Origin of the sequence: Streptomyces sp. NA02950 (assembly GCF_013364155.1) — a bacterium.
In the GTDB taxonomy this organism is placed as follows: domain Bacteria; phylum Actinomycetota; class Actinomycetes; order Streptomycetales; family Streptomycetaceae; genus Streptomyces.
The window spans coordinates 1,947,371-1,966,737 of sequence record NZ_CP054916.1 but is presented as its reverse complement, the minus strand read 5'-3'; the positions used below and the strand labels follow the sequence as shown (position 1 = coordinate 1,966,737).

Here is a 19,367-nt window from a genome sequence, read left to right as displayed (position 1 = left end):
CGCGAGGGGGTGCAGGTGAGCACCGACGCCGAAGCGGCGCGCTCGCCCCGCGGCACGCCCCCGCCCCACCCCGCACAACCGCCGCACCCCACACACTCCTTGCGCGCACACTCCGTGCCCGCGCAACCCTCCGCGCCTCCGCGCCCCACAGCACGCCCCACCGAACCACCGAGTGTCACCCCGGACCCGGACACCCCCGTGCTCGGCGTCCCCGCCAAGGTCCCCTCGCCACGCGGCCCCGGAAGCCGTGACGACCGGCCGGGCAGCGCCGCCCCGGCGGACGGCCACCGGGTGCCGCGACGTCCCGCCGATACGGCCCGCGCCGGAACGCCCGGCACCGGCCCCGCCCCCGGCACCGACATCGGCCGACGGCGCTCCCGCGGCCGCACCGCGGCCGCCGCCGGCTGTCTTGTGCTCGGCCTCGGACTGCTCGTCGGGGCGGCGGCCGGAAGCTGGCTCGACGACGGCACCGGGGCCCCGCCGTCCACCGCCGACACCTACGCACACGCGCGTACCGTCTGGCGCACCGTCCCCGTCGACACCCTCTTCCCGCGCACCCTGCGCGGCGCGGGCGAGGGCCCCGGCGGCGCCGACCGCAGCTGGACCCGGATCGCCGTAGCCCCCGACAGCAGCTGCGGCGGCGGATTCGACCCGGTGCTCGGCAAGGCGCTGGCCCCGGTCGGCTGCAAGCGGCTGCTGCGTGCCACCTACACCGACGCCACTAGCACCAACGTCACCACCGTCGGTCTGCTGATCACCACCTCCGACGCCGCCGGGATGCGGGCGCTGCACCAGCGCTTCGTCACCGAGAAGCTGGACGAACGCGCCGATCTGATGCCCCGCCCCTATGCCGCGAAGGGCACCGCCGCCGCCCGATTCGGCGACGAACAGCGCGCCAGCTGGCACATCCGGATCCTCACCGAGGCCCCCGCCGTCGTCTACAGCGTCAGCGGCTTCGCCGACGGCCGGAAGGTCACCGACCCCAGCCCGGCCGGGGAGGCGATCGAGCGCGGCGCGACATCGGCCCCCGCGCAGTCGGGCCTCGGCCATGACGCCCGGGGCCTGTCCGACGAGATCGCGACCGCCTTCCGCCGCGCCCTGGCGAACTCCACGGAGAACTCCTGATGACCGCGGTGGGACGGCGTCTGGCCGTGGCCCTCGCCGCCGCCGGGCTGGCCCTCCTGCCCGTAGCCCCCGCCCGGGCCGACGGCATACAGGCCCAGGAGTGGGCGCTCGACGCCCTCCACATTCGGCAGGCGTGGCAGACCACCAGGGGTGCCGGAACGACCGTCGCCGTCCTCGACACCGGTGTCGACTCCGACCACCCCGACCTCAAGGGCCAGGTGCTGCCCGGCAAGGACCTGATCGGCTTCGGCGCCGGACCCGGTGACCGCGCCTGGGCCCGCCACGGCACCGCCATGGCCGGGATCATCGCCGGGCGCGGCCACGGCCCGTCCGGCGGCGACGGCATCCTCGGCGTCGCGCCCCGGGCGAAGATCCTCCCGGTGCGGGTGATCCTGGAGGACACCGACCCCGACCGGAAGAAGGCCCGCGGCTCCCGCGGGGCCGCCCTCGCCGAGGGCATCCGCTGGGCGGCCGACCACGGCGCCGACGTGATCAACCTGTCGCTCGGCGACGACAGCGCATCCGCCCACCCGGAGCGCGCGGAGGACGCCGCCGTCCAGTACGCGCTGCGCAAGGGCGCGGTGGTGGTCGCCTCCGCGGGCAACGGCGGCGAGAAGGGCGACCGCACCTCCTACCCGGCCGCCTACCCCGGCGTGATCGCGGTGACCGCCGTGGACCGCTACGGCAGCCGCGCCGCGTTCTCCACCCGCCGCTGGTACGCCACCGTCTGCGCACCCGGTGTCGACGTGGTCATCGCCGACCCCGACCGGCGCTACTACGAGGGCTGGGGCACCAGCGCGGCCGCCGCCTTCGTCTCCGGCTCCGTCGCCCTCGTCCGCGCCGCCCACCCCGAACTGAGCCCCCGCCAGATCCGCCAACTGCTGGTCAGCACCGCACAGGACGGCCCCGAGGGCGGCCGCAGCGATGAACTCGGCGCGGGCATGGTGGACCCGGCCGCCGCCATCGAGGCGGGCGGGAAGCTGGCACCGCGCGACCAGCGGCCCGCCGCCGTGGCCGCCGCGCACCGCTACTTCGGCCCCGGCCCCGGCCACGCCAAGGGTCACCGGGGCGAGGACGGCCCCAACCGGTCGGCGCTGTTCGCCGGGCTCGCCGGAGCGGCGCTGGTGGTGGTCGCGGTCGCCCTGTGGCGGGGCTCCGGCCCGCTGCGGCTGCCGGGGCCGCGCGGGGCGTTCACCAGCCGGCGTCCCCGTTGAGGGCGGCGGTGGTCGCCGCGACCGCCCTGCGCGCCGCCTCCTCCACCAGTGCGACCCCGGTGTCCATGCGGGGGCTGCCGTCGGAGAGCACCACAACGAGATAGCCGCGCCCGCCCGCGGTGACCTGGCCGATGCTGTTGACGTCCCACAGCCCGGTGGTGCTGCGCGGCAGCCAGCCGTTCTTGAGCCGGAATCCGGCGCCGGTGCCGTCGGCGGCGGCCGAGACGCCCCAGCTCTGATCGTCGGCGGTGCGCCCCATCAGCGTCCCGATGTACCTCCGGGACCACTCGCCCAGCGCCGAACCGTCCTCGAAGACGGAGCTCAGCAGATGCAGCTGATCGGCCGCGGTGGTCCGGGTCAGCCCCCACCGCCCGGCTTCACCGCCGAACGTCTCCGTCAGCCCCAGCCGCCGGTGCGCCGCGTCGAGCCCGTCGGCGCCGCCGATCATCCGCCAGAGCGCGCTCGCGGCCGCGTTGTCACTGTGCCGGATCATCGCGTCGGCGTGCGCGTGCTCCTGGGCGGTCAGCTGCCTGCCCTCGTCCTGGGCCGTCAGCAGCAAGGCCGCGAGAATGCCGACCTTGACGATGCTCGCGGTGTCGTACCAGCCGCCGCCGTACACCCCGACCGCCCCCGACCGCAGGTCCCGCAGGCCCACGGAGAAGTACGCGCCGGACCGCCCCGCCACCGGGTCGAGCGCCTGGGCGAGGACCCCGGTCAGCGTCCGGGGCCGGGGCGGCGGCACCGCCCGCCTCCCGTCCTCGCGCGCCACTCCGCCTCCCTCGCTTCCGCCCGCCGCCGACCGCGTCGGACCGTTCACCGGCCGGGAGTACCCCTGGCTCCGCACATCGGCGGCCGTGCCACAGCCGAGCAGTGACAGCGTCAGCGCCGCGACGACCGTGACCGCGGCGGCCGTGGCGGGACGCCGGACCCGTCGAGTGTCCGCGTTTCCTCCCGGGACCGCCAGGTGGCCCGCCGTCGTCCGTGACGAGGAAATGATCAACACCTCATCAGTAAAGACGGCTCCCCGGCCGCAGAGCGGTCGACCCGCCCCGGATACCCTCGGCAGGTGGCGTTCAAGAACATTCCCGACCCCGGCTTCTCCGGCGACGACGGCTCCGCCGACCCCCGCCTGGCCGCGGCACTCGCCCGCTGGGCCGACGACCGCTCCACCGAACCCGAGGTACTGGCCGCGCTCACCCGGGCGCGGCTGCTGGTCCCGGTGGTCGCCGTGCTCGGCGAGGCGGAGGAGGGACCCGGGGGACTGCGCCGCGAGAAGACCAGCGACATGGCGGTGCCCACGCTCCAGGCCCCCGACGGACGCCGCGCCCTGCCCGCCTTCACCTCGACCGAGACCCTGGCCCGCTGGCGCCCGGACGCCCGCCCGGTGGCCGTACCGCTGCGCCAGGCGCTGGAGGCGGCCGCGCACGAGAAGGCGGACACGCTGGTGCTGGACCTCGCCGGCCCGGTGCCCTACCAGCTGACCGGCCCCGCCCTGCTGGCTCTCGCCGAGGGCCGGACCAGCGCCGATCCGCTCACCGACCCCGCCGTCACCGAGGCGGTGCGGACCGTGCTGGCCGCCGAGCCGGAGGTGGTCCGGGCCCATCTGGGACCGGCCCAGGACGCCGACGGCATGCTCGCGCTCGCCCTGGCCCCGCGGGCCCCGGCGCGCGAGACGGCGCAGCGGGTGGCGGGCGCCCTGGCCGCCGACGAGGTGCTGCGGGCCCGGCTGGTGCGCGGGCTGACGCTGGCGCTGCTGCCGCCGGACGCCACGGTGCCCGGAGAACCGCTCTTCCGCCGCTGACCCGGGCCGCAAGCGGACCAACAGGCGAAATCTCCTGGATCGCCCCACAATGCATAGGGCAACTGGCGGTCCGATCGGTAAGAGGAGAGCGCCATGGAGACGAGAACGGTCGTAGCGGAGTGCACGGGGACCGCGATGCTGGTCCTCTTCGGAGTCGGCTCCCTGGTCCTGGCCGGCGACTACATCAACGCCCTCGGCATCTCGCTCGCCTTCGGCTTCACGCTGATCGCGATCGCCTACGCGTTCGGGCGTATCTCGGGCTGCCACATCAACCCGGCGATCACCCTCGGGGTGCTGCTGGCCAAGCGCATCGGCATCCGCAGGGCCGTCGAGTACTGGGTCGCGCAGCTGATCGGCGCGATCATCGGCGCGGCGGTGCTCTTCCTGCTGGCCAAACAGGTCCCGCGGCTCCAGACCTACGGAGCGTTCGGCACCAACGGCTACGGCGGACGCTCACCGGTGGGCCTGGGCGCGGGCGGGGCCTTCCTCGCCGAGGTGCTGCTCACCTTCCTGCTGGTCTTCGTGTTCCTCACGGTGACCCAGAAGGTGGCGCTGGTCGGCGTCGAGCCGATTCCGGTCGGCCTCGCCTACACCGCGGTCAACCTGATCGGCATCCCGCTGACCTGGGCATCCGTAAATCCGGCGCGCAGTCTGGGCCCGGCGCTGTTCGCGGGCGGCGGGGCGCTGTCCCAGCTGTGGCTGTTCCTGATCGCGCCGCTGGTCGGCGGGGTGCTGGCCGCCGTGGTGCACCGGTTCACCCATCAGCACCCGGTGGGCCGGGCCCAGCGGGAGCAGGCGACCGAGCCGCCCGCGGCCGGGCCGTGGGGCCGGCTGCGCGGCGGGCACCGGCCCGAGGCGGGCGGCCCCGAGGCCAAGGGCCCCGAGGCGGCCTGAGCGCTCGGCGGGCAGTGCCGCGAGGTGCGGTCGTCCGTCCGCGGCTGCGTCGTGTCCGGCCGCGCCCACGCGGAGCCGCACCTCGACACAGCCCCCCGCCCCTTCGGGGCGCAACCGCCGCGGCGGGCACCGGCCCTTCGGGGCGCGACCGCACCGCGCCGGGCGGCGTCGGCGCGGGAACCTCAGCTGAAAACCGGCCCGGTGAACTTCTCGCCCGGCCCCTGACCCGGCTCGTCCGGCACCACCGACTCCTCACGGAACGCGAGCTGAAGCGACTTGAGGCCGTCCCGCAGCGGGGCGGCGTGGAAGGAGCTGATCTCCGTGGCACTCGCCGTCACCAGCCCCGCCAGCGCGTTGATCAGCTTCCGCGCCTCGTCCAGGTCCTTGTGCCGCGGCCCCTCCTCGGCCAGCCCCAGGTTGACCGCGGCGGCGCTCATCAGGTGCACCGCGACCGTGGTGATCACCTCGACCGCGGGCACATCCGCGATGTCACGGGTCATCCGGTCGAAGTCGGGGGCCGGCTGCCCGGCGTTGGCGTCGCTCATGGTGGTCGGGGCTCACTTCCTGGAGGATGGGAGTCCCCAGCCTAGGGGGCCGCCCGGAACCGCTCGTACCGGGCGGGCGCCGAAGACCGGGCGGACGGCGCGGTGAGCAACGCTCCGCGGTCCTGGTAGGCTATGTAAACGACCGGCCGGTCACTCGCGTGTCCGGCCCACAAGTGGAGGCTCCACGCTCCCACCTCCCGGCCCCCGGTCGGCAGGTCATCGGTCAGGCTGCGCCCCGCGGTGACATCGCGGCGGTGCTCCCGGTCTGTGAGGAGCCCCGCCTGTGTACCGTCCGGGGCGTTTTGTGCGTCGCGGCGCGGTGGTCTCAACCGATACAGACGTTACGCGGCAGTCCGCCAGGCGGTCGCGTGGTGCAACCGAGGAGGATCCATCAGCGCCGAGCCCCGCATCAACGACCGGATTCGCGTCCCCGAGGTGCGACTCGTCGGTCCCAGTGGCGAGCAGGTCGGCATTGTGCCGCTTGCCAAGGCCCTGGAGCTTGCGCAGGAGTACGACCTCGACCTCGTCGAGGTGGCGGCGAACGCCCGTCCGCCGGTCTGCAAGCTCATGGACTACGGAAAGTTCAAGTACGAGTCGGCCATGAAGGCCCGTGAGGCGCGCAAGAACCAGGCGCACACGGTCATCAAGGAGATGAAGCTCCGGCCGAAGATCGACCCGCACGACTACGACACCAAGAAGGGTCACGTCGTCCGGTTCCTCAAGCAGGGCGACAAGGTCAAGATCACGATCATGTTCCGTGGCCGTGAGCAGTCCCGGCCCGAGCTCGGCTACCGGCTGTTGCAGCGGCTCGCGGAGGATGTCCAGGAGCTCGGCTTCGTGGAGTCCAACCCGAAGCAGGACGGCCGAAACATGATCATGGTCCTCGGTCCGCACAAGAAGAAGACCGAGGCGATGGCCGAAGCCCGCGAGGCACAGGCCGCCCGCAAGGCGGAGCGCCAGGGCGGCAGCGCCGTCGAGGAGCAGCCCGCCGAGGAGCCCGCCGAGGCGTGATCGCGAGGCGCGAGCCTCCATCGCCCACCCGGGGCCGCACGGTTCCGGAGACCAACCGAAACACCCGACGCTTCCGCACGCCGGATCGCGGTCACCGCCGTGCCCGCCGGTATCCGGACAGCGCCCCCGACGAGGAGTGAACGGCGACATGCCGAAGAACAAGACGCACAGCGGTGCACGCAAGCGCTTCAAGCTCACCGGTTCCGGCAAGGTCATGCGCCAGCGCGCCGGTCGCCGCCACCTTCTCGAGCACAAGCCGTCCACGTTGACGCGCCGCCTGGCCGGCAAGACCGAGATGGCCCCGGCCGACGCCAAGAAGATCAAGAAGCTCCTCGGCAAGTGACGCCCCGCCCCGCCGCAGCGGGGTGGGCGCCCAGCCGACCGGGACCTATTCGTTTCCGGGCCGCGTGAGTCACCCGCGGCCCCGTACAAGGAGTCAAACAAGTGGCACGCGTCAAGCGGGCAGTCAACGCCCACAAGAAGCGCCGGGCGATCCTCGAGCAGGCCAGCGGCTACCGCGGCCAGCGGTCCCGCCTGTACCGCAAGGCCAAGGAGCAGGTCACCCACTCCCTGGTCTACAACTACAACGACCGCAAGAAGCGCAAGGGCGACTTCCGGCAGCTGTGGATCCAGCGCATTAACGCCGCTGCCCGCGCCAACGGCATGACGTACAACCGCTTCATCCAGGGTCTGAAGGCCGCCAACATCGAGGTGGACCGGAAGATCCTGGCCGACCTCGCGGTCAACGACGCCAACGCGTTCGCCGCGCTGGTCGAGGCGGCCCAGAAGGCGCTGCCGAGCGACGTCAACGCGCCGAAGGCCGCGTAACCGCTGCGCCGAGCACAACCGGCGACGGACCCGCAGGTGAGCCATCACCTGCGGGTCCGTGCATGTCGACGACCAGGAGATGAGAGCCTGATGGCCACCCCCGAGCTGACGTCCCTGCGATCGCCGCGCGTCACGGCGGCGCGACGGCTCGCCAAGCGCAGCTTCCGCGGCAAGGAGCGGCGGTTCATCGTCGAGGGGCCGCAGGCCGTACGGGAGGCCGTCGATCACCTCATCGAGGTCTACGCGACCCCCGAGGCCACCGGGCGCCACGCGGAGATCGTCGCCGCCGCCCGCGCCGCGGGTGTCCCGGTGCTCACCGCGACCGACGAGGTCGTCGCGGAGATGTCGGACACCGTCACCCCGCAGGGCATCGTCGGGCTGTGCCGCTTCCTGGACTCGCCCTTCGAGGAGATCCTGCGCGCCCGCCCCCGGCTCGTCGCCGTCCTCGCCCATGTCCGCGACCCGGGGAACGCCGGGACCGTACTGCGCTGCGCGGACGCCGCCGGGGCGGACGCCGTGGTGCTCACCGACGCCTCGGTGGACCTGTACAACCCCAAGGCCGTCCGCGCCTCCGTCGGCTCCCTCTTCCACCTCCCGGTCGCCGTCGGGGTCCCGGTGGAGCGCGCGGTGAGCGGGCTGAAGGAGGCCGGGGCCCGGGTGCTGGCCGCCGACGGGGCGGGGGAGCGGGACCTGGACTCCGAACTCGACGACGGCCTGCTGGGCGCCCCCACCGCCTGGATCTTCGGCAATGAGGCATGGGGGCTGCCGGAGGAGACCCGCGCACTCGCGGACGAGGTGGTGCGCGTTCCGATCCACGGGAGGGCGGAGAGCCTCAACCTCGCCACGGCCGCCGCCGTGTGCCTCTACGCCTCGGCTCGTGCGCAGCGTGCTCCCGCGGGGTGCCGCTCCGTCACATCGACCTAGTAGGGTTGCCCCCTCTGGGGGCCCAGGAGGGGGTGTGGGGATGGACGTCAGGACCTCCGGCGCCAGGGCGGCCGACGCCCGCGCGCCCGGAGCGGGGCTGCCCGCCGCCGGGGACGGCCTGCCGGAGGCCGGCGGCACCATGGCCGCGCTCGGCCTGCGTCCCGACGACCTGCCCGACGGCCTGGTGGTGGCCGATGAGACCGGCCGCGTCACCTGCTTCAACGCCGCGGCGGCCCGGATCACCGCCACCCACCCCAAGGACGCCATCGGCGTCCAGCTCGAACGCGCCCTGCCGTTAGAGGACCTGGACGGCCGCCGCTGGTGGGCCCTGACCGATCCGTACGGCGGGCTGGCCACCCGGGTCGGCCAGCCGGAGCGCAATCTGCTGCTGCCCGGCGGCCGGGAGGTCCTGGTCTCCGCCCGGTACGTCCGCGAGTACCCCACCGGGCCGGTGCGCCGGCTGGTGATCTCGCTGCGCGGCACCGAGGCGCGCCGCCGCACCGAGCGCAGCCACGCCGAGCTGATCGCGACCGTCGCCCATGAGCTGCGCTCCCCGCTGACCTCGGTCAAGGGTTTCACGGCCACCCTTCTCGCGAAGTGGGAGCGCTTCACCGACGACCAGAAGCGGCTGATGCTGGAGACCGTCGACGCCGACGCCAACCGGGTCACCCGGCTGATCGCCGAGCTGCTGGACATCTCCCGGATCGACTCCGGGCGGCTGGAGGTGCGCCGCCAGCCGGTGGACGTCGCCGCCGCGGTCCGCCGCCATGTGCAGGCGCTCACCGCCGCCGGACACTGCGCCGAGCGCTTCCTGATCAGGGTCAGGGGGCCGCTGCCGGATCTGTGGGCCGATCCGGACAAGATCGACCAGGTGCTGGGCAACCTGCTGGAAAACGCGGTGCGCCACGGTGAGGGAACCGTCACCATCGAGGTGGCACCCGCGCCGGCCAGACCCGCCGCGGACGGCCTGGCCGTGGAAGGCCCCGCTGTGGAAAGGACCGCCGTCACCGTGAGCGACGAGGGCCCCGGTATCCCCGAGGAGTCGATGAGCCGCGTCTTCACCCGCTTCTGGCGGGGCAGCAAGCGCGGCGGCACCGGCCTGGGCCTGTACATCGTCAAGGGCATCGTCGAGGCCCACGGCGGCACGATCACCGTCGGCCGGGCCCGCGGCGGCGGCGCCGAGTTCCGATTTACCCTGCCCGTGGGCACCCCGGCCTATCTGGTCTGAGCCCGCCCACGGGCTTACCCAGGAACAGCAGACCCCGCGCGCCCCTTAGACTCGGGCTTTGGCACCTTTGGCGTCCTCTGTGGTCGCCTTGGTCACAAGCGTCGCAGCCGTCGAGCGGGGTCGCGCAGCCAGGGGGCACCCCCAGCGGTAGCTGGGGGCCAATCGGAAGCACGGGAAGAGATGTCGGCACCCAATAAGTCGTACGACCCTGTCGAGGTCGAGGCACTGAAACCGGAAGAGATCGCCCGGATGCGGGACGAGGCGCTGGCCGCCATCGCCGCCGCGGGTGACCTCGAAGCGCTGCGCGAGGTGAAGGTCGCCCACACCGGTGACCGCTCGCCGCTCGCCCTGGCCAACCGCGAGATCGGCGCCCTGCCGCCGCACGCCAAGGCGGACGCGGGCAAGCGCGTCGGCCAGGCCCGCGGCCAGGTGAACCAGGCGCTCAAGGTCCGCCAGGAGGAGCTGGAGGCGGAGCGCGACGCACGTGTGCTGGTCGAGGAGGCGGTGGACGTCACGCTGCCGTACGACCGCACCCCGGCCGGTGCCCGCCACCCGATCACCACCCTCTCCGAGCGCATCGAGGACGTCTTCGTGGCCATGGGCTACGAGGTAGCCGAGGGCCCCGAGGTGGAGGCCGAGTGGTTCAACTTCGACGCGCTGAACTTCCCGCCCGACCACCCCGCCCGCGAGATGCAGGACACCTTCTTCGTGCGGGGTGGGAACGGCGCCAGGGACGACGAGCCCTCGGGCGTGGTGCTGCGCACCCACACCTCGCCGGTGCAGATCCGGTCGATGATCGACCGTGAGCCGCCCATCTATGTGATCTGCCCGGGCCGCACCTTCCGCACCGATGAGCTGGACGCCACCCACACCCCGGTCTTCCACCAGGTCGAGCTGCTGGCCGTGGACGAGGGGCTGACCATGGCCGACCTCAAGGGCACGCTCGACCACATGGTGCGGGCGCTGTTCGGCGAGGGCATGTCCACCCGGCTGCGGCCGAACTACTTCCCGTTCACCGAGCCGTCCGCCGAGATGGACATGCTGTGCTACGTCTGCCGCGGCGAGTCGGTCGGCAACCCCGACCGCCCCTGCCGCACCTGCTCCAGCGAGGGCTGGATCGAGCTGGGCGGCTGCGGCATGGTCAACCCGCGGGTGCTGGTGGCCTGCGGTCTCGACCCGGAGAAGTACAGCGGGTTCGCCTTCGGCTTCGGCATCGAGCGGATGCTGATGTTCCGGCACAACGTGGAAGACATGCGAGACATGGTCGAGGGTGATGTGCGCTTCACCCGGCCCTTCGGGATGGAGATCTGATGCGGGTCCCGCTTTCTTGGCTGCGGGAGTACGTCGACCTGCCGGCCGGTGAGACCGGACGCGACGTACAGGCCAAACTCATCGCCGCCGGACTGGAGGTCGAGACCGTCGAGCAGCTCGGCGCCGGTCTCAAGGGCCCCCTGGTGGTGGGGCAGGTGCTGGCCATCGAGGAGCTGGAGGGGTTCAAGAAGCCCATCCGCTACTGCCAGGTGGACGTCGGATCCGCCAACGGCACCGGTGAGCCGCAGAACATCGTCTGCGGCGCCCGGAACTTCGCCGTCGGCGACAAGGTCGTCGTGGTGCTGCCCGGCGCCGAACTGCCCGGCGGTTTCGCGATCTCCGCGCGCAAGACCTACGGCAAGGTCTCCGAGGGCATGATCTGCTCCGCCAGTGAGCTGGGCATGTCCGACGACCACGACGGCATCATCGTGCTGCCGCCGGAGTACGAGCCCGGCACCGACGCCATCGAGCTGCTGGAGCTGGTCGACGAGGTCCTGGACATCGCCGTCACCCCCGACCGGGGCTACTGTCTGTCGATGCGCGGTGTCGCCCGCGAGACCGCCACCGCCTACGGGCTGCCGCTGCGCGACCCGGCCCTGCTGGACGTGCCCGCGCCCAACAGCCACGGCTACCCGGTCAAGATCGCCGACCCGGTCGGCTGCGACCGCTTCACCGCCCGTACGGTCACCGGGCTCGACCCGCAGGCGCACTCCCCGATCTGGTTGCAGCGCCGCCTCCAGAAGGCCGGGATGCGCCCGGTCTCCCTCGCCGTCGACATCACCAACTACGTGATGCTCGAGCTCGGCCAGCCGCTGCACGCATACGACCGGAGCCGGATCAACGGCGCGATCGGGGTGCGCCGCGCCGAGCCGGGCGAGAAGTTCACCACCCTCGACGGCACCCAGCGCGTACTGGACGCCGAGGACCTGGTCATCACCGACGAGAGCGGGCCGATCGGCCTCGCCGGGGTGATGGGCGGCGCCCACACCGAGATCGCGGACGCGGCGACCGACCCCGAAACCGGAGAGGTGCACGGCACCACCGAGATCGTCGTCGAGGCCGCCCACTTCGCCCCCGTCTCGATCGCCCGTACCGCCCGCCGCCACAAGCTGTCCTCCGAGGCGTCCAAGCGGTTCGAGCGCGGAGTGGACCCGGAGGCCGCCTCGGCGGCCGCCCAGCGCACCGTCGACCTGCTGGTGCTGCTCGCGGGCGGCACCGCCGAGGCGGGCGTCACCGAGATCATCTCGCCCAGCGCCCCGCACACCATCACCCTGCGCGCCGACCACCCGGACCGGGTGGCGGGCGTGGCGTACGGCCGGGAGGCCGTGGTGCGCCGCCTCCAGCAGATCGGCTGTGACGTCTACGGCCCCGACGACCTCACCGTCACGGTGCCCAGCTGGCGGCCGGACCTCACCGACCCCAACGACCTGGCCGAGGAGGTCATCCGGCTCGAGGGGTACGAGAACCTCCCCTCGACCCTGCCGCGGCCGCCCGCCGGGCGCGGGCTGACCGAGCGTCAGCGGCTGCACCGCCGGGTCGGCCGGGCGCTGGCCGGCGCCGGGTACGTGGAGGCGCTCAACTACCCGTTCATCGGCGAGGAGGTGCTCGACCAGTTCGGGCTGGCCGCCGACGACCCGCGCCGGGACGTCGTCACCCTGGTCAACCCGATCTCCGACGCCGAGCCCGCGCTGCGCACCACCCTGCTGCCGGGGCTGCTCGGCGCGCTGCGCCGCAACGACGGCCGCGGTGAGCACGAGCTCGCGCTGTTCGAGACCGGTCTGGTCTTCCGCGCCACCGGCGCCCGGCGGACCGCGGTCACCCTGCCCGTGGACCACCGTCCGACGGACGAGGAGATCGCGCTGCTCGACGCCGCCCTCCCGCGCCAGCCGCGCCGCGCCGCCGTCGTTCTGTCGGGCGCGCGGCAGCAGGCCGGATGGTGGGGCAAGGGCACCCCGGCGAGCTGGGCCGACGCGGTCGAGGCGGGCCGGACCGTGGCCCGTGAGGCGGGTGTGGAGCTGATCGTCCGCCAGGACCAGCAGGAGCCGTGGCACCCGGGCCGCTGCGCCGCGCTGCTGGCCGTCGTGGACGGTCAGGAGATCCTGGTGGGCAACGCGGGCGAGCTGCACCCGCGGGTCACCAAGGCCCTCGGCCTCCCCGAGCGCACCTGCGCCATGGAGATCGAGCTCGACCGTCTGGAGGAGGCGGGCTCCGGCTCCCTCGAGGCGCCGCGGGTGTCCACCTTCCCGGTGGCCACGCAGGACGTGGCGCTGGTCGTGGACACCGCGGTGGCCGCGGCCGAGGTGGAGGCCGCGCTGCGCGAAGGCGCGGGCGCACTGCTCGAATCGCTGCGGCTGTTCGACGTGTTCACCGGTGAACAGCTCGGCGAGGGCAGGAAGTCGCTGGCCTACGCGCTCCGCTTCCGTGCCCCCGACCGCACGCTGACCGCCGACGAGATCGCGGCGGCCCGTGACGCGGCGGTGGCCCTCGCGGCCGAGCGCACCGGAGCCGTGCTCCGCGGCGCCTGACGCGGCGCCTGACACGAGGGTTCGCTGACCAGGTCAGCGACCGGTTGTGCGCATCTGAAGGGCGCGCCTCGCATACGCGGGCGCGCCCTTCGTGCGCCGTTCGCTCTCCCGTCCGTCCCCCGGCGCGGTGTTCGGGCCCCGCGTGAGAACGGCATCACACGATCAGGTGAGAATCGGAAGCCTCTGGTCCATATAGCAGTGGCTGTCGCGAGAATCGTCCCGGTCGCAGGCCCAGGTCAGGAGCGAGTCAGAACCGACTTCAGGGTCCCGCCGACCGCCTCATTGGCTGTGAACGGGGGCGTCGCATGATCGGAAGCAGGGCGGGAGGCGGGCCGCCGGGCGCGGCCCCACGATACGGGCGAAGGGCCGCTGCCGCGCTGATGTGCGGATGGCTGCTCGGCATCGTCGTCTGGGAGCTGAGCTGTCCCTACGGACCACGGGTGATCCAGCTCCTGGCCGCGGCGCCCGCCATCGCCTGCGCCTTCACCGGCAACAGACTGTGCATGCTGCTCGGCGGCGCGAGTGCGCTGTTCGCCCTCGTACCGCTCGGCATCCCCGCCCCGGAGAACTCCGCCGACGCCCTGTGCGCCCGCGTCGGCGCCTGCGCGGCCATCCTCACCGTGGTCGCGGCCGGCTATCTGACCACCGGCCGCCACTCCCGGCTGGTCCGCGAACTGGAGCGGGCCCAGGAGGTGGCGGCCGCCGCACAGCAGGCCGTACTGCGTCCGCTGCCGCCCCGTCTGGAGGGCATCGAGCTGGCGGGCGGCCATCTGTCGGTCAGCCGCGGCGCGGCGGTCGGCGGTGACCTCTACGAGGTGCTGGCCACCCCCTACGGCGTCCGCGTCATCATCGGTGACGCCCGCGGCCACGGCCTCGCCGCCATCGGCACCGTCGCCGCCGTCCTCGGCAGCTTCCGCGATGCCGCCCACGAGGAGCGCGCGCTCGACGGTGTCCTGCGGCGGCTGGACCGTGCCCTGGAGCGCCATCTGCGCGAACGCGCGGGCGGCGCGTACGCCCCGGAGAGCCCCGAGGCAGAGGAGTTCGTGACCGTCCTGCTGCTGGAGGTGGGCCCGGACGGCGAGGTCACCGCGCTCAACTGCGGCCACCCCTGGCCGTACCGGCTCCTGGAGCAGACGGTCGGCCCCGCCACCGCCCGGCAGACCGCCCCCGGTGAGGTCCTGCCCCCGCTCGGTCTCTTCCCGCTCCCCGCCGAACTCCCCCTGGTCCACTGCGCACCGCTGCCCGCCGGGGACGCGCTGGTGCTGCACACCGACGGCGCCGAGGACGCCCGCGACCCGGGCGGTGCCTTCTTCCCGCTGCGCCGCGCTCTCATGGAGGCCGCGGGCCCCGGTCCCCTCGTCCCGGCCGCGGTGGTCGAGGGGGTGCGCTCGGCGGTGCTGCGGCACACCGGAGGGCGGCTCGCCGACGACGTCGCCCTGGTGGCGCTGCGCAACGACCGCCGTCCGCCGTCCGCCACCCCCTCGCTCTCCGTCCCGGCCGGCGATGCCCGGCACCGCTAGGCACTCCGCGGGGAGTGCCGCGAGGGGCGGTCGCCCGTCCGCGGCCGCGTCGTGGCCGTCGCGCCCACGCGGCGGAGCCGCACATCACCACAGCCCCGCGCCCCTTCGGGGCGCAACCGCCCCGCACCGGACGTCGGCGAGGCCGCTCAGACCCTGTCCGGAGAGGTACTGTCCGGTTCACACCCCGTGCGAATCCGCCTCCACTACGCTGGCGCCACCGAGGGCGCCGGGAGGGCGAGATGGAGCCCAACACACTGCTCGACTCCGTACTCGACGAGGCCGGGATCTCCCACGCGGGCCTGGCCGCGCACATCAACGAGGCGGGCCGGGCACGGGGCATGACACTGCGGTACGAACACACCGCGGTGGCACGCTGGCTGAAGGGGCAGCGTCCGCGCGGCCAAGTGCCGGACCTGATCTGCGAGGTGCTCGGCGAACGGCTGCGCCGCGCCCTCACCCTGGACGACATCGGGCTCGGCACCCCCGGCAGCCCCCGCGCGCCCGCCACCCCGCTCTCCGGGTTCGTCGAGCGCGCCACCGCGCTGTGGCGCTCCGACGAACAGCAGCGCCCGCATGTCATCGCCGCCCCCGCGGTCACCGGCACCTCCGCCGTCATCCCGGTGTGGGAGTGGGAGAACCCGCCCGAGGACTCCGATGTCTCCCGCCACGGGCTGACCCGCGTCAGCATGTCCGACATCGAGATGCTGCGCGCGGCCCGTGCCCACTACGAGCAGCTGTACCGCAAGGCCGGGGGCGTGGCGACCCGGGCCCGCGTCGTGGGCTTCCTCAACGCAGAGACCGCGCCCCTGCTGCGCGGCAGCTACCCCGACGACACCGGCCGCCAACTCCACCGCGCCACCGGCGGTCTGGTCGCCATCGCCGGTATCTGCGCCTACGACTCCGACTCCCACGGCCTGGCCCAGCGCTACTTCCACCAGGCGCTGCGGCTGGCCAAGGCCAGCGGCGACCGTGGGCTGGGCGCGTATGTGATAGCGCTGCTGGTCAACCAGTCGCTGTTCCTGCGGGAATACCGGCAGGCGGTGGCCTTCGCCGAATCCGCGCTGCGCGCCGCGGGCAACCGGATCACCCCCGCGCTCGCCGCCGATCTGTACGCCATGCAGGCCAAGGCGTACGCCCGGCTCGGCGACGGCGCCGGAGCGCTGGCCTGCATCCGGCGGGCCGAGACCGCCGCCGACCGGATCCGGCCGGGCCAGGAGCCCGACGAGACCGGCTATGTACAGCCGGGCCTGGTCAACGTCCAGGTGGCCGAGGCGCTGCTGAGCCTCGGCGACCTCGGCGGCGCCCGGGAGCACGCCACCGCCGCCGTGGGCACCCCCGCCCACGACCGGGGCCGGGTGCACCGGCTCGCCATGCTCACCCATATCGAACTGCGCACCGGCGACGCGGACCGGGCGGGCGCCACCGCAGTGGAGATGACCGAGCGGGCCCGCGGTATGGAGTCCCAGCGGTTACGCGACCGGCTGCGCGCGGTCCGGGAACACCTCGCGGCCAGCGGATGCGCCGCGACGAACGAGGCCGCGGAACTCATCGACGGGGCGCTGCGCGTGCCTCTCTGAGCGGGGTCCGCACTCTCGTCAGCGGCTGGCCGGGGATTGCCATCTGTGCGGCGGAAGGTGGCCGGTAGTGCGGTGGAAGAACCTCAGGGAGCGGACCGTGTACGAGAACCGGTGGTTCCGGGTCAATCTCGCCGATGTCAGACTCCCCGACGGCCGCCATCTGGACCACTATCTGATCCGGCTGCGGCCGGTGGCCGTGGCCACCGTGGTCAACGCGGCCAACGAGGTGCTGCTGCTGTGGCGGCACCGCTTCATCACCGACGCCTGGGGCTGGGAACTGGCCGCCGGTGTTGTCGAGGACGGCGAGAGCGTCGAGGACGCCGCGGCGCGGGAGATGGAGGAGGAGACCGGCTGGCGCCCCGGGCCGCTGCGCCATCTGCTCTCCGTCGAGCCGTCCAACGGGCTCACCGACGCCCGGCACCACATCTACTGGGCCGAGGAGGCCGCGTACGTCGGGCACCCGGAGGACGACTTCGAGTCCGACCGCCGGGAGTGGGTGCCGCTGAAGTCGGTACCCGACCTGGTCGCGCGGGGCGAGGTGCCCGCGGCCAACATGGCGGCGGCGTTGCTGCTGCTCCACCACATCCGCCTCGGCTGACCGCGGGCGGCGGACGGCAGCGCCCCGGCGCGCGGGCGCTACCGCCCGGCCATCTGCCACACCGCCAGGGCCACTGAGGAGAGGCCGGTGAGGGCGGCGATGGAGGGCAGTGGCCAGCGCCCGTGTTCCAGGATCCTGATCCGACCGGCCAGTTGGCCGACGTCCTCCTCCGCCTGTTCCCCCCGGTGGTCGAGCAGGGCGAGCCGGCCGTCGACACGGGTGAAGCCCACGTCGACGGTGCGTCGGAGTTCCGCGAGCTCCACGGATAACGCGGCGTGGTCGGGCTCGGTGGTCACGGGTTGATCCCCTTCCGGATGTAGGTCCGTGCAGTGGTCACGTAGCGAGTCAACCGCCTACCGGAGTCGCGCGGGAGAGTGTGCGGCGGGGGTGTGTGAGTCACCGGCGCACACCCCGTGCGAACGCCGGTGCAGCTCCGGCGCGGCCATTCCGTTTCCCGTTCCGCTTACGGCGTGTTCCAGCCGTTCCCGGGCGGGTACTCGTGGCAGGCCTGGGCGTGGGCTTCACGCTGAGTGAGCAGGGAGGGTTTCCGTTGCACATGATCGCCGCCCCGCTGTGGGACTTCGGCGCCGACCAGGGCGCGCGGCAGTTCGCCGAGCTCGGCGTCGCGCTGGTGCTCTCCACCCTGATCGGGCTGGAGCGGGCCGTCCAGCAGAAGAGCGCGGGGCTGCGCACCCACACCCTGGTCGGGGTGGGCAGCGCGCTGTTCATGCAGGTCTCGCAGTACGGCTTCGCCGATGTGCTGCTGCGCGACCACGTGACCCTGGACCCCTCACGGGTGGCGGCGCAGATCGTCTCCGGTATCGGCTTCATCGGCGGTGGCCTGATCTTCGTCCGGCGCGACGCCGTCAAAGGACTGACCACCGCGGCGACCATCTGGCTGACCTGTGCGGTGGGCATGGCCTGCGGTGGCGGGCTCGCCCTGCTGGCCACGGCGGCCACCGCGATCCACTTCCTGGTGGTGCGCGGCTATCCGATGGTGACCCGCCATCTTCCGGCCGTCTGGGCGGAGGAGCAGGTGGAGGTGCAGCTCTCCTACCGGATCGGCGGCGGGCTGCTGCCACGGGTGCTGGAGCTGTGCACCGCCGCCGGGTTCCGGGTGCTGCGGGTACGGGTGGACCGGGCGCCCTGGAAGGGCCGGGACCGCCCGGCCCGGGACGTCCGCACCGATGAGGAGGCCCGTCCCGGGGAGCGCGGTGTCGCCGAGGTGCTGGTGGCGCTGGAGGGCACCGGGGACGTGCACCAGCTGGTGGGGGAGATCTCCGAGCTGGAGGGGGTCCTGGGCGCCGACGCCGGACGGGACCTGGACTCCTCGGACTGACCGGTCAGTACATATAGAAGCCCGAGCCGGTCTTACGGCCCAGCCGTCCCGCGTCCACCATGCGCAGCAACAGCGGGGGAGCGGCGTACAGCGGCTCCTTGTACTCGGAGTACATCGATTCGGCGATGGCCGCGATGGTGTCCAGGCCGATCAGATCGGACAGCTTGAGCGGGCCCATCGGATGGGCGCAGCCCATCTCCATACCGTTGTCGATGTCCTCCCGGCTGGCGATCCCGGACTCGAACATCCGGATCGCGGAGAGCAGATACGGGATGAGCAGCGCGTTGACCACGAAGCCGGAGCGGTCCTGGGCCCGGATGGCGTGCTTGCCGAGGATGTCGTGGACCAGCGCCTCGCCGCGCTTGATGGTCTCGTCGCTGGTGGTCAGCGCCGGGACCAGCTCGACCAGCGCCTGCACCGGGGCCGGGTTGAAGAAGTGGATGCCGATGACATGGTCCGGCCGCGAGGTGGCGACGGCCAGCTTGACCAGCGGAATGGAGGAGGTGTTGGAGGCCAGGATCGCGTCCGGGCGGGTCACCACCTGGTCGAGCACCTGGAAGATCTCGGTCTTGACCTGCTCGTTCTCCACGACGGCCTCGATGACCAGATCGCGGTCGGCGAACTCCCCCAGATCGGTGGTGAAGCTCAGCCGCTCCAGCGTCGCGTCCCGCTCCTCCTCGGTGATCTTGCCGCGTTCGGCGGCCTTGCCGAGGGAGTTGGTCAGGCGGGTCCGGCCGATCTCCAGGGCCTCGCCGGTGGTCTCCGCGACCATGACGTCCAGGCCGGAACGGGCGCACACCTCCGCGATGCCGGCGCCCATCTGGCCGCAGCCCACCACTCCGACGCGTTCGATGTCGGTCACATCGTGCCTTTCGCTGATCACTGATCTGTCTGCCGGCTGTGTCGTCCCCCTGCGCCCCAGACGTT

General features: G+C 73.2%; 19 protein-coding genes. 15 read left to right on the top strand and 4 right to left on the bottom strand.

All coding sequences use genetic code 11. The features are described 5' to 3' along the window. Window positions 1-15 precede the first annotated feature (15 nt). Both HUT19_RS08170 and mycP read left to right on the top strand, forming a co-directional pair. Window positions 16-1,125 (top strand): hypothetical protein, encoded by a 1,110-nt coding sequence (locus HUT19_RS08170; RefSeq protein ID WP_254885484.1) that lies wholly within the window; start codon window positions 16-18, stop codon window positions 1,123-1,125. After that, window positions 1,125-2,339 (top strand): type VII secretion-associated serine protease mycosin, encoded by a 1,215-nt coding sequence (gene mycP / locus HUT19_RS08165; protein WP_176179812.1) that lies wholly within the window; start codon window positions 1,125-1,127, stop codon window positions 2,337-2,339. The genes HUT19_RS08170 and mycP overlap by 1 nt, the downstream gene beginning before the upstream one ends. Here the strand turns inward: mycP and HUT19_RS08160 are convergent. Continuing rightward, window positions 2,317-3,333 carry a serine hydrolase gene (locus tag HUT19_RS08160; protein WP_254886132.1) on the bottom strand — a complete coding sequence of 339 codons (1,017 nt, stop codon included), beginning with the start codon at window positions 3,331-3,333 and terminating at the stop codon, window positions 2,317-2,319. The genes mycP and HUT19_RS08160 overlap by 23 nt on opposite strands. A 72-nt stretch (window positions 3,334-3,405) precedes the next feature. Here HUT19_RS08160 and HUT19_RS08155 point away from each other — a divergent pair, with 72 nt between their 5' ends. Beyond that, on the top strand, window positions 3,406-4,140 hold the full coding sequence (locus HUT19_RS08155) for an SseB family protein (RefSeq protein ID WP_176179811.1): 735 nt from the start codon (window positions 3,406-3,408) through the stop codon (window positions 4,138-4,140). 93 nt (window positions 4,141-4,233) lie between these two features. After that, the gene (locus HUT19_RS08150; RefSeq protein ID WP_176179810.1) at window positions 4,234-5,034 is read left to right on the top strand and encodes an aquaporin; all 801 of its coding nucleotides are present in this window, start codon (window positions 4,234-4,236) and stop codon (window positions 5,032-5,034) included. A 182-nt stretch (window positions 5,035-5,216) separates the two neighbouring features. On the opposite strand, the gene HUT19_RS08145 is transcribed toward HUT19_RS08150, so the two are convergent. Beyond that, complete coding sequence (locus HUT19_RS08145; RefSeq protein WP_176179809.1) at window positions 5,217-5,579, bottom strand: DUF1844 domain-containing protein; 363 nt, start codon at window positions 5,577-5,579, stop codon at window positions 5,217-5,219. A gap of 390 nt (window positions 5,580-5,969) precedes the next feature. Between HUT19_RS08145 and infC the strand changes: the two genes are divergently transcribed. The 10 genes from infC (at window position 5,970) to HUT19_RS08095 (ending at window position 17,101) form a co-directional block, all read left to right on the top strand. Next, window positions 5,970-6,590: a translation initiation factor IF-3 gene (gene infC, locus HUT19_RS08140; protein WP_176186626.1), complete on the top strand. Its 621-nt coding sequence runs from the start codon at window positions 5,970-5,972 to the stop codon at window positions 6,588-6,590. A gap of 148 nt (window positions 6,591-6,738) precedes the next feature. Continuing rightward, the gene (rpmI, locus tag HUT19_RS08135; RefSeq protein ID WP_019708837.1) at window positions 6,739-6,933 is read left to right on the top strand and encodes a 50S ribosomal protein L35; all 195 of its coding nucleotides are present in this window, start codon (window positions 6,739-6,741) and stop codon (window positions 6,931-6,933) included. A 101-nt stretch (window positions 6,934-7,034) separates the two neighbouring features. Then, window positions 7,035-7,418: a 50S ribosomal protein L20 gene (rplT, locus tag HUT19_RS08130; protein ID WP_009713826.1), complete on the top strand. Its 384-nt coding sequence runs from the start codon at window positions 7,035-7,037 to the stop codon at window positions 7,416-7,418. A gap of 90 nt (window positions 7,419-7,508) precedes the next feature. Beyond that, window positions 7,509-8,342, top strand: a complete 834-nt coding sequence (locus HUT19_RS08125) for an RNA methyltransferase (protein WP_176179808.1) — start codon at window positions 7,509-7,511, stop codon at window positions 8,340-8,342. Between the two features lie 40 nt (window positions 8,343-8,382). Beyond that, window positions 8,383-9,570 (top strand): PAS domain-containing sensor histidine kinase, encoded by a 1,188-nt coding sequence (locus tag HUT19_RS08120; protein WP_176179807.1) that lies wholly within the window; start codon window positions 8,383-8,385, stop codon window positions 9,568-9,570. A gap of 180 nt (window positions 9,571-9,750) precedes the next feature. After that, window positions 9,751-10,881 (top strand): phenylalanine--tRNA ligase subunit alpha, encoded by a 1,131-nt coding sequence (gene pheS / locus HUT19_RS08115; protein WP_176179806.1) that lies wholly within the window; start codon window positions 9,751-9,753, stop codon window positions 10,879-10,881. After that, a complete protein-coding gene (gene pheT / locus HUT19_RS08110; protein ID WP_176179805.1) occupies window positions 10,881-13,406 on the top strand; it encodes a phenylalanine--tRNA ligase subunit beta in 2,526 nt (841 codons plus the stop codon). The genes pheS and pheT overlap by 1 nt, the downstream gene beginning before the upstream one ends. A 380-nt stretch (window positions 13,407-13,786) precedes the next feature. Next, window positions 13,787-14,926 carry a PP2C family protein-serine/threonine phosphatase gene (locus tag HUT19_RS08105; protein WP_368661681.1) on the top strand — a complete coding sequence of 380 codons (1,140 nt, stop codon included), beginning with the start codon at window positions 13,787-13,789 and terminating at the stop codon, window positions 14,924-14,926. A 239-nt stretch (window positions 14,927-15,165) separates the two neighbouring features. Further along, window positions 15,166-16,503: a transcriptional regulator gene (locus HUT19_RS08100; RefSeq protein WP_176179803.1), complete on the top strand. Its 1,338-nt coding sequence runs from the start codon at window positions 15,166-15,168 to the stop codon at window positions 16,501-16,503. 67 nt (window positions 16,504-16,570) lie between these two features. Next, complete coding sequence (locus HUT19_RS08095) at window positions 16,571-17,101, top strand: NUDIX hydrolase (RefSeq protein WP_176179802.1); 531 nt, start codon at window positions 16,571-16,573, stop codon at window positions 17,099-17,101. 38 nt (window positions 17,102-17,139) lie between these two features. On the opposite strand, the gene HUT19_RS08090 is transcribed toward HUT19_RS08095, so the two are convergent. Further along, window positions 17,140-17,397 carry a hypothetical protein gene (locus tag HUT19_RS08090; protein WP_176179801.1) on the bottom strand — a complete coding sequence of 86 codons (258 nt, stop codon included), beginning with the start codon at window positions 17,395-17,397 and terminating at the stop codon, window positions 17,140-17,142. A 260-nt stretch (window positions 17,398-17,657) separates the two neighbouring features. Here HUT19_RS08090 and HUT19_RS08085 point away from each other — a divergent pair, with 260 nt between their 5' ends. Next, window positions 17,658-18,440, top strand: coding sequence for an MgtC/SapB family protein (locus HUT19_RS08085; protein WP_176186624.1), 783 nt, complete (start codon window positions 17,658-17,660; stop codon window positions 18,438-18,440). Between the two features lie 4 nt (window positions 18,441-18,444). Here the strand turns inward: HUT19_RS08085 and HUT19_RS08080 are convergent, their stop codons facing one another. After that, window positions 18,445-19,302: a 3-hydroxybutyryl-CoA dehydrogenase gene (locus HUT19_RS08080; RefSeq protein WP_176179800.1), complete on the bottom strand. Its 858-nt coding sequence runs from the start codon at window positions 19,300-19,302 to the stop codon at window positions 18,445-18,447. Between the last annotated feature and the right edge of the window lie 65 nt (window positions 19,303-19,367).

What these genes read in the sequence shown, in the direction of transcription:
- HUT19_RS08125 (WP_176179808.1), top strand. Translation starts at nt 7,509, where the DNA reads ATGGCCACCCCCGAGCTGACGTCCCTGCGATCGCCGCGCGTCACGGCG.
- rpmI (WP_019708837.1), top strand. Translation starts at nt 6,739, where the DNA reads ATGCCGAAGAACAAGACGCACAGCGGTGCACGCAAGCGCTTCAAGCTC.
- HUT19_RS08085 (WP_176186624.1), top strand. Translation starts at nt 17,658, where the DNA reads ATGATCGCCGCCCCGCTGTGGGACTTCGGCGCCGACCAGGGCGCGCGG.
- pheT (WP_176179805.1), top strand. Translation starts at nt 10,881, where the DNA reads ATGCGGGTCCCGCTTTCTTGGCTGCGGGAGTACGTCGACCTGCCGGCC.
- mycP (WP_176179812.1), top strand. Translation starts at nt 1,125, where the DNA reads ATGACCGCGGTGGGACGGCGTCTGGCCGTGGCCCTCGCCGCCGCCGGG.
- pheS (WP_176179806.1), top strand. Translation starts at nt 9,751, where the DNA reads ATGTCGGCACCCAATAAGTCGTACGACCCTGTCGAGGTCGAGGCACTG.
- HUT19_RS08150 (WP_176179810.1), top strand. Translation starts at nt 4,234, where the DNA reads ATGGAGACGAGAACGGTCGTAGCGGAGTGCACGGGGACCGCGATGCTG.
- HUT19_RS08100 (WP_176179803.1), top strand. Translation starts at nt 15,166, where the DNA reads ATGGAGCCCAACACACTGCTCGACTCCGTACTCGACGAGGCCGGGATC.
- HUT19_RS08145 (WP_176179809.1), bottom strand. Translation starts at nt 5,579, where the DNA reads ATGAGCGACGCCAACGCCGGGCAGCCGGCCCCCGACTTCGACCGGATG.
- HUT19_RS08120 (WP_176179807.1), top strand. Translation starts at nt 8,383, where the DNA reads ATGGACGTCAGGACCTCCGGCGCCAGGGCGGCCGACGCCCGCGCGCCC.
- HUT19_RS08105 (WP_368661681.1), top strand. Translation starts at nt 13,787, where the DNA reads ATGTGCGGATGGCTGCTCGGCATCGTCGTCTGGGAGCTGAGCTGTCCC.